Here is a 13986-nt window from a genome sequence, read left to right as displayed (position 1 = left end):
TTCATGTATTACCTATTGCTTTTGTGGGAAATATCGCGCAGGATCAGAGGCGTGAAGAGCCTTCTGGTGGCCCGCCTCCACGTCGACCTCCGGCGGCAGGCGAGCGCGCTCTGTGCCGTGCGGTGACCTCCGGGTCCCCGCTCTCCTCGGACGCCCGAGCGTCCTTCCCCCAGATCTTCCCCGAAGCTCAGAGGAGTGGCCGAACCATGTCGACCCCCACCAGCGTGCTCACCGTCCGGCGCGTCGCCGGGCACATCGGCGCCGAGATCACCGGCGTCGATCTGGCCCACCCGCTCGATCCGTCCGTGGTCGAGGAGATCCGCCAGGCGCTGCTCGCGTACAAAGTCGTGTTCTTCCGCGGGCAGGAGCTCGACCACGCCGCGCAGATCGACTTCGCCCGCCAGTTCGGCGAGCTGACCCACGCCCACCCGCACGAGGACGCGCCGCCCGAGGAGTTCCCGCAGATCCTGACCATCGACCCCCGCCGGTACGAGAAGCGTTACGGCGTCAACTACCGCGAGCTCTACCAGAGGAGGCGCTACTCCTACTTCTCCGGCTGGCACACCGACGTCACCGCCGCCGTCAACCCGCCCGCCGCCTCGATCCTGCGGGCCGAGACCGTGCCGGAGTTCGGCGGCGACACCCAGTGGACGAACCTGGTGGCCGCCTACGAGGGCCTGTCCGCGCCGCTGCGCGACCTGGTGGACGGCCTGCGCGCCGAGCACCGCTTCCTGGCCGGCTACCAGGCCGCCGACGAGGACGGCAAGCTGGTCAAGCGCATCAACGACAACCTGCTGATCTCCGTGCACCCGGTGGTGCGGGTGCATCCGGAGACCGGTGAGCGGGCGTTGTTCGTCAACCCCGGCTTCACCGACCACATCGTGGGCCTGTCGGCCGTGGAGAGCCGCCGCATCCTCGACCTGCTGTACGAGCAGCTCACCCGGCCCGAGTACACCGTGCGGTTCCGCTGGCAGCCCGGCAGCGTCGCCTTCTGGGACAACCGCGCCACCGCCCACCTCGCCCCGTCCGACCTCGACCACCTCGACGTGCCGCGCAGGCTGCACCGGGTCACGCTGATCGGCGACCGTCCCGTCGGACCCGACGGGTTCGTCTCCGAGATCGTGGCCGGAAGGGAGTTCAGGGCGCAGTCGCTCGTGGTCGCCTGACGACGGCGGCCACCTCCGCGAGCGGGACCCGCTCGCGGCACCGGACGCGCGGGCGGGGGCTGGGGGGTGCCCGCCCGCGGCGCCGGTCCCTACTGCTGGACGGGGGCGCGCGACCCGCTCAGCCGGCGGCCGAGCCGCTGGGCCGGGGCCTCGATGACGTGGTACGTCACCAGGCACAGCGGGATCAGGACCAGGTAGTACAGCACCAGGTTCGGCAGCAGGCGCAGCAGCAGGGGATGCAGCAGGTAGACGGAGAAGCTGATCACGCCGAGCCGGGTCAGCACGCGCGGGAACGCCCTGTGGCGCACCGCCAGCCCCACCCCGAACACGGCGAACGCGAGCACGAGCGCGGGCGCCCATCCCGGGTCGTCCTTGGCGGGGACGCCGCAGGCCACCACCGCCAGGCAGGCGAGCCCGGCGGTCCGCCAGGAGATCGTGCCCCGCTCGGCGCGGTACACCGCGGTCCCGGCGAACATGGCGGCCAGGATGATCACGCCCTGCCAGGTGCCGGCCCGGCTGCCCAGGACCACCAGCGCCGGCCCGAGCAGCCCGCCCGCCGCGGCGGCCGCCGTACGGGCCCGGCCGTCCCCGAGGACGGTGACCGCGATCGCCGCCACGACCGCGAGGGCGAGCAGCGCGGCGGTCAGGTCGGCCCCGCCGTTGATCGACGCGCCCGGCAGCAGCAGCCCCGCCGGCACGGCCAGCGCCGCCAGGGCGACGGCGATCCCCGCCGACCTGCGGGACTGGCCGGTCGCGAACAGCGCCACGCTGATCAGGTAGAACGCCATCTCGTACGACAGCGTCCAGGTCACGCCGATGACGGGTGGCAGGTTGAGCAGCTCCTGCAACATCGTCAGGTTGCCGAGCGCGACCAGGGGCGCGGGACGTTCGCCGAGGCCCGGATCCAGCGGGAACAGGCCCGCGAGGGCGAGCAGGAACGCCAGGCCGAGGGCGGCGAGCAGCAGCGGCAGCAGGCGGAAGGCCCGCCCGGTCCAGAAGGCGCGCAGGTCGCCCCGCCGTTCCAGGGAGGCCGGGATGATGTAGCCGCTGACCAGGAAGAACACGAAGACGCCCCACGTGCCGAGGTCGATCCTGCGATCCACGACCGCCCACGCGGCGGGGACGAAGGACCAGCCCGCGTGGTGCGCGGTGACGGCCAGCGCGGCGGGCCCCCGCAGGGCGTCCAGCCAGGCCAGCCGGGCGGAGGCGGGGGACATCTGTCGGATTCTAGGCCATTTGCGACAGAACCCTCCGTGATCGCCGCCGCGCTCAGCGGGACGGCGAACGCCGCAGGCGCAGGCCGATCACCACGACGGCGACGCCCACCAGCAGGACCACCGGGCCGATGACCGCCCAGGTGGTGTCGCCGGTCATCACGCTGCCGCCCACCACGCCCAGTCCCTGGAGCGCCCAGAGCCCGCCGACCAGGGCCAGCAGCACGCCGACGACGATGAGGATCCAAGAGGTCATCGTTCTTCCCGTCTCTCGTCCCGCCGCTCTCGTTCCGCCGCGGGGGCTCCGTGTGCGTGTTGATCGCGTGGCTCCCGCAGAGTAGCCGAGCCTTTGTCACGATATGCGGATTTTTCTGGTCACCTCTTGGCGGCGGCTTCCCACTGTCCTAGTGTTCAGTGCAATGCCACACATTACTGAGCCCTATGGAAGGAGTGATCATCGGTGCGTGACGGCAGGCCCCCGAGGCTGTCCGAGATCCCCGCTTTCACCGCGTACATGAACACCGGCTGGGGCGCCGCCGACCGCACGCCGCGCGTCGTGCCCGGCGCTGCCGAGGCCGCCGCCGCCCACCGGGCCCGGCTGGCCGAGGCGCTGCCCGGCCGGACCGTCGTGCTGGCCGCGGGGCAGGCCCCGATCCGCAGCAACGACATGGCCTACGACTTCCGCGCCGGCAGCGACTTCGTCTGGCTGACCGGCTGCCAGATCGAGAACGCCGTCGTCGTGCTGGAGGGCGCCGAGGCCACCCTCTACGTGCCGCCGCCCGCCGGCCCCGGCGACCCGGCGTTCTTCACCGACTCCAGGTACGGCGAGCTGTGGGTGGGCGCCGCGCCCGGCCTGGACGACTGGGCGAAGGCGCTGGGCGTGCGGGTCCGGCCGCTGGCCGAGCTGACCACGGAGGTGACCGAGGACCAGGAGGCCGCCCGGGTCCTGGCCGAGCTGCGCATGTACAAGGACGACTGGGAGGTCGGGCAGCTGCGCGAGGCGGTGGACCGCACCGTCGAGGGGTTCGCCGCCGTCGTCCGCGAGATCCCCGCCGCCGTGGCCGGGCGCGGCGAGCGGTGGCTCCAGGGCACCTTCGACCGGTACGCCCGCGCCTACGGCAACGGCCCCGGCTACCCCTCCATCGTCGGCGGCGGCCCGCACGCGCCCACCCTGCACTGGGTGCGCTGCGACGGCCCGGTGACCCCCGGCGAGCTGCTCCTGCTCGACCTCGGCGTCGAGGCGGAGAGCTGCTACACCGCCGACGTCACCCGCACCTTCCCCGTCTCCGGCCGCTTCACCCCGGCGCAGCGGCGGGTGCACGACCTGGTCGAACGGGCCCACCGGGCCGCGCTCGCCGCGGTCGCCCCCGGCCGCCGCTTCAGCGACTTCCACCACGCCGCCATGGAGGTCGTCGCGCACGGCCTGGCCGACTGGGGCCTGCTGCCGGTCTCGGTGGACGAGGCGCTGTCCGACGCCGGCCAGCACCACCGCCGCTACCTGGTCTGCGGCGTCGGCCACCACCTCGGCCTGGACGTGCACGACTGCGGCCGGGCGAGCCAGGAGTCCTACCAGGACGCCGTCATGGCCCCCGGCATGGCGCTCACGGTGGAGCCCGGACTGTACTTCCACCCGCACGACCTCACCGTCCCGCCGGAGCTGCGCGGGGTCGGCGTCCGGATCGAGGACGACCTGGTGGTCACCGAGCAGGGCGCCGACGTGTTGTCGGCCGCGCTGCCTCTCGACGCCGACGGGCTGGAGAAGTGGATGGCCGCCGGGTAGGTAGTGGCTGTGACATTGCACCGCATAATCTCTCGAATATCCCCATGTGAGGAGACCTCAGCATGACCACCTCCGCCACGCCGTGGCGCGGCATCCACGTCGCGACGGCCCTGCCCTTCGCCGACGACCTCTCCGTGGACTACGACGGGTTCGCCGAGCACGTGCGATTCCTGGCCGACGGCGGCTGTGACGGTGTGACGCCCAACGGCTCGCTGGGCGAGTACCAGACGCTCACGCCGGAGGAGCGGGCCCGCGTCGTCGAGACGGCCGTCCAGGCCGCGCCGGCCGGGTTCGGCGTCATGCCGGGCGTGGCCGCGTACGGCGCCATGGAGGCCCGCCGCTGGGCCGAGCAGGCGGCCGAGGCGGGGGCCACGTCCGTGCTGCTGCTGCCGCCGAACGCCTACCGGGCCCCGCGCGAGGCCGTCGTCGCCCACTACCGGGAGGTGGCCAAGGCCGGGCTGCCGGTCGTGGCCTACAACAACCCGTTCGACACCAAGGTCGACCTGACCCCCGCCCTGCTGGCCGAGCTGTACCACGAGGGCCTGATCGTCGGCGTCAAGGAGTTCACCGGCGACGTGCGCAGGGCGTACGAGATCGCCGAGCTGGCGCCGGAGCTGGACCTGCTCATCGGGGCCGACGACGTGCTGCTGGAGCTGGGCCTGGCCGGGGCCGTCGGCTGGATCGCCGGGTACCCGAACATGATCCCGGAGTCCACGACCCGCCTGTACCGGCTGGCCACCTCGGGCGACCCGGCCGACCTGCCCGAGGCGCTGCGCGTCTACCGCGACCTGCATCCGCTGCTGCGCTGGGACTCCAAGCCCGAGTTCGTGCAGTCGATCAAGCTGTCCATGGACCTGGCCGGGCGCAGGGGCGGCGCCTGTCGTCCGCCGCGCCTGCCGCTCGCGCCCGAGCTGGTCGCCCGCATCACCGCCGACACCGAGGCCGTCCTGGAGAAGGGCTACAAGTGAGATCACGCCGCACGTTCCACGCCGTCGACTCCCACACCGAGGGCATGCCCACCCGCGTGATCGTCGGCGGCGTCGGCACCATCCCGGGGGCGACCATGGCCGAGCGCCGGCTGTGGTTCATGGAGAACAGCGACGACGTGCGCACGCTGCTCATGTACGAGCCGCGCGGCCACGCCGCGATGAGCGGGGCGATCCTCCAGCCGCCCACCCGGCCCGACGCCGACTACGGCGTGCTGTTCATCGAGGTCTCCGGGCTGCTGCCGATGTGCGGCCACGGCACGATCGGCGTGGCGACCGTCCTGGTGGAGACCGGGATGGTGCCCGTGGTCGAGCCGGTCACCACGATCCGGCTCGACACGCCGGCCGGGCTCGTGGTGGCGTCCGTGGCGGTCGAGGACGGCGCGGCGACCTCGGTGACCATCCAGAACGTGCCCTCCTTCGCGTACGCGCTGGACCGCAAGGTCGAGGTGCCCGGTTTCGGGGAGATCGGCTACGACCTGGCCTTCGGCGGCAACTTCTACGCCTTCGTCGAGCTGGCCGAGCTGGGGCTGCCCTTCGACCGGGCCCGCGCCGGCGACCTGCTGTCGGCCGGGCTGGCGATCATGGACGCCGTCAACGAGCACGACCGCCCGGTCCACCCCGAGCGGCCCGACATCAACGGCTGCCACCACGTCTACCTGGCCGCCCCCGGCTCGACGGCGCAACTGTCCAGGCACGCCATGGCCATCCACCCCGGCTGGTTCGACCGCTCGCCGTGCGGGACCGGCACCAGCGCCCGCATGGCCCAGTTCCACGCCAGGGGCGAGCTGGCCCTCGGCGACGACTTCGTCAACGAGTCGTTCATCGGGACCCGCTTCACCGGACGGCTGCTCGGCGAGACGACGGTCGGCCCGCTGCCCGCCGTGCTGCCCTCGATCACCGGCCGCGCCTGGGTCACCGGCACCTCGCAGTTCCACCTCGACCCGACCGACCCCTTCCCGGCGGGGTTCCTGCTGTGAGCCGTCCCGCCCAGGCACCCGGCCCGCGGGCGGGCGGCGCGAAGGGCACGCCGTGAGCGCCGACCTCGTCGTGGTCGGCGCCGGCGTGGTGGGCGCGGCCGGTGCGTACTTCGCCGCGCTGGCCGGGCTGCGGGTGGTGGTCGTCGAGCGCGGAGCCATCGCCGGGGGCACCTCCAGCGCGGGCGAGGGCAACCTGCTCGTGTCCGACAAGGAGGCCGGGCCCGAGCTCGACCTCGCGCTCTACTCCCAGCGGGTGTGGCGCGAGGACCTGGCCGAGCACGCCGGGCTGTGGGAGTTCGAGGCGAAGGGCGGGCTGGTCGTCGCGGCGTCCGAGCCCGGCCTGGCCTCGCTGCGCGGGCTGGGCGAGCACCAGCGCCGCCACGGCGTCGAGGTGCGCGACGTGGCGGAGGAGGAGCTGCGCGACTACGAGCCGCACCTCGCGCCCGGACTCGCCGGAGCCGCCTTCTACCCCCAGGACGCGCAGGTCCAGCCCATGCTGGTGGTCGCCCACCTGCTGCGCCTGGCCCGCGCGCACGGCGCCGAGGTGCGCACCCGCACCGGCGTCATCGGCTTCCTGCGCGACGGGAGCCGCGTGACCGGCGTGCGCACCACGGCCGGCGACCTGCCCGCGGGGGCGGTGCTCAACGCGACCGGCACGTGGGCCGGCGACGTCGCCGCCCTGGCCGGGGTGCACGTGCCCGTCCTGCCCCGGCGCGGGTTCGTGCTGGTCACCCAGCCCATGCCGCCCCGGACGATCCGCCACAAGGTCTACGCCGCCGAGTACGTCGGGGACGTGGCCAGCTCCGACGCCGCCCTGCAGACCTCGCCCGTCGTGGAGGGCACCGGCAGCGGCACGATCCTCATCGGCGCCTCCCGGGAGCGCGTCGGCTTCGACCGCACGTTCTCCCCGCGGGCGGCCGGCGCGCTGGCGGCCAAGGCGATCGCGCTGTTCCCGATGTTGCGGGACGTCCGGGCCATGCGCACGTACCTGGGCTTCCGGCCGTACTGCCCGGACCATCTGCCGGTGATCGGGCCCGACCCGCGCGCGCCCGGCTTGTGGCACGCCTGCGGGCACGAGGGCGCCGGCATCGGACTGTCCGTGGGCACCGGCAAGCTCGTCGCCCAGGCGCTCACCGGCCGCACCCCGGACCTCGACCTCAAGCCGTTCGCCCCCGACCGCTTCCCCGCCCCCGACCGCTTCCCCGGCACCGAGTTTCCCGGCACCGAGTTTCCCGGCACCGAGTCCGCCGCGACCGAGGAGGGGCCCCGATGACCCACCAGATGACCTTCCGCGGCGCGAGCGTCCCCGCCGAGCCCGGCCAGAGTGTCGGGGCCGCCCTGGTCGCGGCCGGCATCCTCGACTGGCGCACCACCCGCACGGCCGGCCGCCCACGCGGCCTGTTCTGCGGCATCGGCATCTGCTTCGACTGCCTCATCACCGTCGACGGCGTCCCCGACCTGCGCGCCTGCCTGGTCCCGGCGCGCGACGGCATGCGCCTCGGCGACGAGACCCCCGCAGACGGCGGGCCGGGAGGTCCACATGCGTGAGACGCACGACGTCGCCGTGGTCGGCGCGGGCCCGGCGGGGCTGGCCGCCGCCGTCGAGGCCGCCGAGGCCGGGCTGGACGTGGCCCTCGTGGACGGCGCCCGCCAGCCGGGCGGCCAGTTCTGGCGGCACTACGACGAACGCCACGCCCGCCCCGAGGACGCCGCCGGGCACCACGGCTGGCCGGTCTTCACCCGGCTGCGCGACCGGCTGCGCGCCCTGACCGCCGCCGGACGGGTCCGCTACCTGCCCGGCCACCAGGTCTGGCTGGCGACCCGCGACGGCGCGGGCACGTTCACGCTGCGCACCACGCCCACAGTCCCCGAGGAGGGGGCCGCCGGCACGACGGTGACCGCCCGCGCGCTGATCCTGTGCCCCGGCGGCTACGACAGGCAACTGCCCGTCCCCGGCTGGGACCTGCCCGGCGTGATGGCCGCCGGGGGAGTGCAGGCCCTGCTCAAGGGGCAGCGCACGCTCGCGGGCCGCCGCGCGGTCGTCGCCGGGACCGGGCCGTTCCTGCTGCCGGTCGCCACCGGCCTGGCCGCGGCCGGGGCGCGGGTGGCGGCGGTCGCCGAGGCCAACGCCACGCTCGGCTGGCTGCGCGACCTGCGCGGCGCCGCGTCCGTGCCCGCCAAGGGGCTGGAGGCGCTGCAGTACGCCGCGCTGATGGCCCGTCACCGCGTCCCGTACCGCACCGGGACCGTGGTCACCGAGATCCTGGGGGAGAACCGGGTCGAGGCCGTCCGGCTCGCCCGGCTCGGCCGCGACGGCCGCCCGGCCGGGCCGGTCGGCGAGCTCCCCGCCGACCTCGTCGCGCTCGGCTGGGGCTTCACGCCGTCCCTCGAACTGCCGCTCATGCTCGGCGCGGACACCAGGAAGGACGCCGACGGCTCGCTCGTCGTGACCGTGGACGCCTTCCAGCGCACCGGTGTCCCCGGCCTGTACGTCGCGGGCGAGGCGACCGGCGTCGGCGGCGCCGTGCTGGCCCGGCAGGAGGGCCGGCTGAGTGCCCTGGCCCTGGCCCGTACGCTGGGCCGCCGGGCCGACCCGGCGCTCATGGGCCGGTTGCGCCGGTCGATCGCCCGCGGGCGGCGCTTCGCCGCGGCCATGCACCGGACCTACCCCGTGCCGCGCGCCTGGACGTCCTGGCTGCGCGACGAGACGCTGGTCTGCCGCTGCGAGGAGGTCTCCTACGGCGACCTGCGCCGCGCCCACGACGACCTGGGCGCCGACGACCCGCGCACGCTGAAGATGCTGGCCAGGCCGGGCATGGGCTGGTGCCAGGGACGGGTGTGCGGGTTCGCCACCGCCGGCGTCGCGGCCTGCCTGAGCCGCCGCGAGAGCACGGCCGGCGACCTGCGCCCGCTGTCCACCCGGAGCCTGGCGGCCCCGGTGTCCCTGGGCGAGCTGGCCGCGCTCGCCGACGAAACCCCTGACGAGAACGACGAAAGAGGACGAGACCGTGAGTGACGTGCTGAGCGTCGACCCGCGTACCGGACAGGCCCGCGAGCGCGTCGCGGCGGAGTCGACGCCGCGGGACGTGGACCGCGCCGTGCGCGCCGCTGCCGCCGCCGCCCCCGCGCTGGCCGACCGGTCCGTACGCGCCGACCTGCTGCGTACCGCCGCCGCGCTGCTGGAGGAGGGCGGCGAGGAGATCATCGCGACCGCCGACGCGGAGACCGCGCTCGGCCGGGTCCGCCTCACCGGCGAGCTGGCCCGCACCTGCTACCAGCTGCGGGCCTTCGCCGACGTGACCGAGTCGGGCGCCTTCCTGGACGTGATCATCGACCACGCCGACCCGGCCGCCCGCCCGGCCCCCCGCCCCGACCTGCGGCGCTACAAGGTGCCGCTGGGCGTGGTCGCGGTGTTCGCGGCGAGCAACTTCCCGCTGGCCTTCAGCGTGCCGGGCGGCGACACCGCCAGCGCGCTGGCCGCCGGCTGCCCGGTCGTGGTCAAGGCGCATCCGGACCATCCGGCGACCAGCGTCCTGACCGCCCGCGCGCTGCGCGCCGCCGCCGCGAAGGCCGGTCTGCCGGACGACGTCGTGGGCCTGGTCCACGGCTTCGCGGCGGGCCCGGAGCTGGTCCGGCACCCGCTGACCGCCGCCGTCGGCTTCACCGGCTCGGTACGCGGCGGGCGGGCGCTGCACGACCTGGCCGCCGCGCGTCCGCGGCCGATCCCGTTCCACGGCGAGCTGGGCAGCCTCAACCCGGTCGTGGTGACCGAGCGGGCCGCCGCGACCAGGGCGGCCGAGATCGGCGCGGGCCTGGCCGCCTCCTACACCCAGGGCCTCGGCCAGTTCTGCGTCAAGCCGGGCCTGGTCCTGCTGCCCGCCGGCCCGGCGGGCGACGCGGTGCTCGACGCCGTGGTCACGGCCACCGTGCCCGCCGGGCCGCTGCTCGACCCGCGCATGCGGGCGGCCTTCCTGGACGGCGTGCGCTCCCGCGCCCAGTTGCCCGGGGTCACGCAGCCGCTGGCCGCGGGCGAGGACGACGCCGCGCCGCTGGCCGTCCGGCCGGGCGTGCTGACCGTGGCGGCCGAGCGGCTCGCGGACGGGGACGTCCACGCCGAGCTGCTTGAGGAGTGCTTCGGACCGGTCACCGTGGTGGCCCGGTACGGCTCGGAGTCCGAGCGGGACGCCGTGCTCGACGCGCTGCCCGGCAACCTCACCGCGACCGCGCACGTGGGGGCCGACGAGCGCGAGGGCGCGGCGGCCGGCCTGGTGGCCAGGCTCGCCGGGCTGGCCGGGCGGGTCGTCGTGGACGGCTGGCCGACGGGCGTGTCGGTCGCGCCCGCGATGCAGCACGGCGGGCCGTACCCGGCCTCGACCAGCACCTCGACCTCGGTCGGCGGCACCGCGATCGAGCGCTGGTTGCGCCCGGTGTGCTTCCAGGACACCCCCGACCCCCTCCTGCCGCCGGAGCTGCGCGAGGCCAACCCGCTCGGCGTCCCCCGGACGGTGGACGGAGTCGCCTGACCTTTTATCTACACTTGTAGACGTTCTGGGGCTATATTGCTCGTGTGTCCACCGATGCCACGGTCGTGGCCGTCACCGGCGAGGTCCCAGCGGCCTCGCTGGGCGCGGTCCTGCCGCACGAGCACCTGCTGAGCGACTTCGCCCCGCCCGACGACACGCCCGAGTCCTGGGCGCGCACCGGCCGTACCCGTCCCACGGCGGCCGGCGCCCTGTGGCTCTACCGCGCGCCGCTGACGATGGACCTGCTCGGCGAGGTCGGCATGGGCGCCGTCAACCGGGACGACCTGCTGCTCGGCGACGCGGGCCTGGCCGCCGCCGAGCTGGCCGCGTTCCGTGAGGCCGGTGGCGGCGCGGTGGTGGACCTCACGGCCGACGGGCTCGGCCGCGACCCGGCCGGGCTGCGCAGGCTCGCCGAGGAGACCGGCGTGACCGTCGTCATGGGCTGCGGCCGGCACCACCCCGCACGGACCGCCGCCCCCGCCGGACGGGCCGCCACCGCTCCGCCCTCCGCCCGGGAGGCCGCCGCGCCGGCCGGGGAGCTGACCGAGGAACTGGTCCGCGACCTCACCGAGGGCGTGTGCGGCGTGCGGGCCGGCATCATCGGCGAGCTGGCCGCGCTCGACCCCGGCGTGCCCGCCGAGCGCGCGCTCCTGGTCGCCGCGGCCCGCGCGGCGGCGGCCACCGGCGCCGCCGTCTCGCTGGCCCGCAACGAGGACGCGGCCGTCCAGCAGCGCGTGCTCGACCTGCTCGCCGAGGAGGGCGCGGACCTCACGCGGGTGGCCGTCGGGCACTGCGACGCGCTCTCCCCGCGGCCCGACGACCTCGAACCGCTGCTCGAACGCGGCGTCTTCGTGCAGTTCGACCGGCTCGGCAGGCTGCCCACCGCGCTCAGCGTCTCCGACGACCAGGACGTCGCCGCGGCCGTGCTCGAACTCGCCCGCCGCGGCCACGCCGGACGCCTCCTGCTGTCGCAGGGCGTCCGGGCCAAGTCGCAGCTCCTCGCCTACGGCGGCGGCGGTTACGCCTTCGTCCTGCGGCAGTTCGTGCCGTACCTGAGGATGCTCGGGGCCGACGACGAGCTGATCGAGACCGTCACCGTGCGCAACCCGAGGCGGCTGCTCACGCTCCGGACCGAGGAGGCGGGCTCGTGAGCCGCTACCCCTTCCCCATCCCCGACCTGGCCGGGCGGGCGCTCACCGTCGCCGGCCCGGTGGACCCGGCGCTGCTCGGGCAGACGTCCATGCACGAGCACATCTTCATCGACCTGCGCAGGCCCGTCCGGTCCCGCCGGCCCGGCGAGGACGCCCCGGCGGCGGCCGAGCCGCTCACCCTGGCCAACCTCGCCCGCACCCGCCACGGCGGGCCGAACGCCGACAACGACCTGCTGGGCGACTTCGACGAGATGCTCGCCGAGACCCTCGCCTTCGCCCACGGCGGCGGGCGCACCATGGTCGAGGTCTCGCCCATCGGCCTCGGCCGCGACCCCGAGGCGCTGCTGCGGCTGTCCCGGGCCAGCGGGATGCACATCGTCATGGGCGGCGGCTGGTACACCCCGGCCTTCCATCCGGCCGACATGGACGAGCGCACCGTCGACGAGCTGGCCGACGTCATCGTGCGCGACGTCGTGCTCGGGGCCGACGGCACCGGCGTGCGCACGGGCATCATCGGCGAGGTCGGCGCGGAGTCGGTGCCGCTGACCGGTGGCGAGCTCAAGAGCGTACGGGCCGCCGGGCGGGCCGCCCGCGTCACCGGCGCGCCGGTCACCTTCCACGTCGGCGGCGTCGGCGAGGAGAAGTTCCGGGTGCTCGGCATCCTCCAGGAGGAGGGCGTCGCCCCGGGCAACGTCGTCCTGGGCCACTGCGTGGACGTCCTGTCCGGGCCCGAGTTCGCCGAGCGGCTGCTGGCCCGTGGCGTCTTCGTCGAGTTCGACTTCCTGGCGGCGCCGGGCAGCCCGTGGGGGCACCTCGTCCTGGGCAGCGACCACAAGGTCCTGCGCGGCATCGCCGACCTGGTCGAACGGGGCTACGCGGGCCAGATCGTGCTCGGCCACGACGTGTGCCAGAAGATCCAGCTCAAGAGGTACGGCGGCAAGGGCTACGACTACATCCCGCGGCACTTCCTGCCCGCCCTGCGCCGCCTCGGCGTCAGCCCCGAGGCCATTCACATGATCATGGTCGAGAACCCGGCACGGGCGCTCGCCTTCGCGGAACCGCAGTGACCAGGAGAACCATGCCCCCCACCCCCGTGCCCCCCACCCCCGTGCCCTTCGATCCGGCGCTGGCCATGGTCCTGGACGGCATGCCCCGGCCGGACGGCCCCGCCCCCACCCTGGAGACCATCCCCCTGATGCGCGCCGCCGGCGCGGCCATGCCCGTGCCGCCGGTCGCCGAGGTGATCGGCGACCGCGAGATCGACGCCGAGGAACTGCTCGTCCCCGGCCCGTCCGGCGCGCCGGACCTGGAGGTCACGGTGCTGCGCCCGCGCCGCCTGCGGGCCCCGGTCCCCGGGCTCTACAACATCCACGGCGGCGGCATGATCAGCGGCCACCGGGCCATGGACACGCCGCGCCTGGTCGCGCTCGTCGAGGAGCTGGGCGTCGTCGCCGTCAACGTCGAGTACCGCCTGGCCCCCGAGCACCCCCACCCGGCGCCGGTCGAGGACTGCTACGCCGGGCTGGCCTGGATGTCGCGGCACGCCGCCGAGCTCGGCGTGGACCCCGGGCGCGTGGTGGTCATGGGCGGCAGCGCCGGCGGCGGGCTGGCGGCCGGGGTCGCCCTGCTGGCCCGCGACCGCGGCGGCCCGCGCCTGGCCGGGCAGCTCCTGCTGTGCCCGATGCTGGACGACCTCAACACCACCGTCTCCAGCCACCAGTACGACGGCCTCGGCACCTGGCCGCGCGCCCTGAACCTGCTGGGCTGGCGGGCCCTGCTCGGCGAGCGGGCCGGCGACCCGGACGCCGACGTGCCCGGTCACGCGGCCCCGGCGCGGGCGGCCGACCTGTCGGGGCTGCCGCCCGCGTTCGTCGAGGCGGGGGCCGCCGAGCTGTTCCGCGACGAGGACGTCGCGTACGCCACGCGGATCTGGGCGGCCGGCGGGCAGGCCGAGCTGCACATCTGGAACGGCGCCTTCCACGGGTTCGACATCTTCGCGCCGGACCACGAGATCACCCGCGCCGCCCTCGCCACCCGCCTCTCCTGGCTCCACCGCACCCTCACCCCCTGACCCCACCACCCGCGCCCCCGGTGTCCGCACCCACCGCCCCCGCGTCGTGCGGAGGGCGGTATCCGGGGTGGGAGGTCAGATGCCCACGCACCCCGACCCGCCGTCCCCCGCGTCG

14 protein-coding genes are annotated in these 13986 nt (G+C 75.2%); 12 read left to right on the top strand and 2 right to left on the bottom strand.

The genetic code is table 11. The features are described 5' to 3' along the window. The first annotated feature begins 3 nt into the window (after nt 1-3). Together ABZ444_RS35005 and ABZ444_RS35000 are read left to right on the top strand one after the other, a co-directional pair. The gene (locus ABZ444_RS35005; protein WP_352324370.1) at nt 4-126 is read left to right on the top strand and encodes a putative leader peptide; all 123 of its coding nucleotides are present in this window, start codon (nt 4-6) and stop codon (nt 124-126) included. An 80-nt stretch (nt 127-206) separates the two neighbouring features. Continuing rightward, nucleotides 207-1166: a TauD/TfdA family dioxygenase gene (locus ABZ444_RS35000; RefSeq protein WP_358006542.1), complete on the top strand. Its 960-nt coding sequence runs from the start codon at nt 207-209 to the stop codon at nt 1164-1166. Between the two features lie 89 nt (nt 1167-1255). Here the strand turns inward: ABZ444_RS35000 and ABZ444_RS34995 are convergent, their stop codons facing one another. Further along, entirely contained in the window at nt 1256-2383 is a 1128-nt protein-coding gene (locus tag ABZ444_RS34995) for an acyltransferase family protein (RefSeq protein WP_358006539.1), read from the bottom strand. A gap of 52 nt (nt 2384-2435) precedes the next feature. After that, nucleotides 2436-2636 (bottom strand): hypothetical protein, encoded by a 201-nt coding sequence (locus tag ABZ444_RS34990; RefSeq protein ID WP_358006536.1) that lies wholly within the window; start codon nt 2634-2636, stop codon nt 2436-2438. Between the two features lie 204 nt (nt 2637-2840). Between ABZ444_RS34990 and ABZ444_RS34985 the strand changes: the two genes are divergently transcribed. The 10 genes from ABZ444_RS34985 to ABZ444_RS34940 all read left to right on the top strand — a co-directional run bounded on the left by ABZ444_RS34985 (nt 2841) and on the right by ABZ444_RS34940 (nt 13871). Further along, on the top strand, nt 2841-4160 hold the full coding sequence (locus tag ABZ444_RS34985; RefSeq protein WP_358006533.1) for an aminopeptidase P family protein: 1320 nt from the start codon (nt 2841-2843) through the stop codon (nt 4158-4160). Nucleotides 4161-4222: 62 nt separating this feature from the next. Next, nucleotides 4223-5128, top strand: coding sequence for a dihydrodipicolinate synthase family protein (locus ABZ444_RS34980; RefSeq protein WP_358006531.1), 906 nt, complete (start codon nt 4223-4225; stop codon nt 5126-5128). Beyond that, entirely contained in the window at nt 5125-6126 is a 1002-nt protein-coding gene (locus tag ABZ444_RS34975) for a proline racemase family protein (protein ID WP_358006529.1), read from the top strand. Before ABZ444_RS34980 ends, ABZ444_RS34975 begins: the two co-directional genes overlap by 4 nt. A 52-nt stretch (nt 6127-6178) precedes the next feature. Next, on the top strand, nt 6179-7399 hold the full coding sequence (locus ABZ444_RS34970) for an FAD-binding oxidoreductase (RefSeq protein ID WP_358006527.1): 1221 nt from the start codon (nt 6179-6181) through the stop codon (nt 7397-7399). Next, complete coding sequence (locus ABZ444_RS34965; RefSeq protein ID WP_358006525.1) at nt 7396-7674, top strand: (2Fe-2S)-binding protein; 279 nt, start codon at nt 7396-7398, stop codon at nt 7672-7674. The genes ABZ444_RS34970 and ABZ444_RS34965 overlap by 4 nt, the downstream gene beginning before the upstream one ends. Then, on the top strand, nt 7667-9142 hold the full coding sequence (locus ABZ444_RS34960; RefSeq protein WP_358006522.1) for an FAD-dependent oxidoreductase: 1476 nt from the start codon (nt 7667-7669) through the stop codon (nt 9140-9142). Before ABZ444_RS34965 ends, ABZ444_RS34960 begins: the two co-directional genes overlap by 8 nt. Beyond that, nucleotides 9135-10649: an aldehyde dehydrogenase (NADP(+)) gene (locus tag ABZ444_RS34955; protein ID WP_358006519.1), complete on the top strand. Its 1515-nt coding sequence runs from the start codon at nt 9135-9137 to the stop codon at nt 10647-10649. Before ABZ444_RS34960 ends, ABZ444_RS34955 begins: the two co-directional genes overlap by 8 nt. A 44-nt stretch (nt 10650-10693) precedes the next feature. Beyond that, complete coding sequence (locus ABZ444_RS34950) at nt 10694-11800, top strand: phosphotriesterase (protein WP_358006516.1); 1107 nt, start codon at nt 10694-10696, stop codon at nt 11798-11800. Then, entirely contained in the window at nt 11797-12867 is a 1071-nt protein-coding gene (locus ABZ444_RS34945) for an aryldialkylphosphatase (RefSeq protein WP_358006513.1), read from the top strand. Before ABZ444_RS34950 ends, ABZ444_RS34945 begins: the two co-directional genes overlap by 4 nt. Before the next feature lie 11 nt (nt 12868-12878). Then, nucleotides 12879-13871, top strand: a complete 993-nt coding sequence (locus ABZ444_RS34940) for an alpha/beta hydrolase (protein ID WP_358006510.1) — start codon at nt 12879-12881, stop codon at nt 13869-13871. Nucleotides 13872-13986: the final 115 nt, after the last annotated feature.

It is taken from the genome of Nonomuraea sp. NPDC005730 (genome assembly GCF_040630865.1).
GTDB lineage: Bacteria > Actinomycetota > Actinomycetes > Streptosporangiales > Streptosporangiaceae > Nonomuraea.
The sequence above is the reverse complement of the archived record's forward strand: the minus strand, read 5'-3'. Positions and strand labels throughout refer to the sequence as shown.

Excerpts from the sequence above, each read along its gene's own strand:
- ABZ444_RS34995 (WP_358006539.1), bottom strand. The coding sequence starts at position 2,383 with ATGTCCCCCGCCTCCGCCCGGCTGGCCTGGCTGGACGCCCTGCGGGGG.
- ABZ444_RS34940 (WP_358006510.1), top strand. The coding sequence starts at position 12,879 with ATGCCCCCCACCCCCGTGCCCCCCACCCCCGTGCCCTTCGATCCGGCG.
- ABZ444_RS34960 (WP_358006522.1), top strand. The coding sequence starts at position 7,667 with ATGCGTGAGACGCACGACGTCGCCGTGGTCGGCGCGGGCCCGGCGGGG.
- ABZ444_RS35005 (WP_352324370.1), top strand. The coding sequence starts at position 4 with ATGTATTACCTATTGCTTTTGTGGGAAATATCGCGCAGGATCAGAGGC.
- ABZ444_RS34980 (WP_358006531.1), top strand. The coding sequence starts at position 4,223 with ATGACCACCTCCGCCACGCCGTGGCGCGGCATCCACGTCGCGACGGCC.
- ABZ444_RS34990 (WP_358006536.1), bottom strand. The coding sequence starts at position 2,636 with ATGACCTCTTGGATCCTCATCGTCGTCGGCGTGCTGCTGGCCCTGGTC.
- ABZ444_RS35000 (WP_358006542.1), top strand. The coding sequence starts at position 207 with ATGTCGACCCCCACCAGCGTGCTCACCGTCCGGCGCGTCGCCGGGCAC.
- ABZ444_RS34965 (WP_358006525.1), top strand. The coding sequence starts at position 7,396 with ATGACCCACCAGATGACCTTCCGCGGCGCGAGCGTCCCCGCCGAGCCC.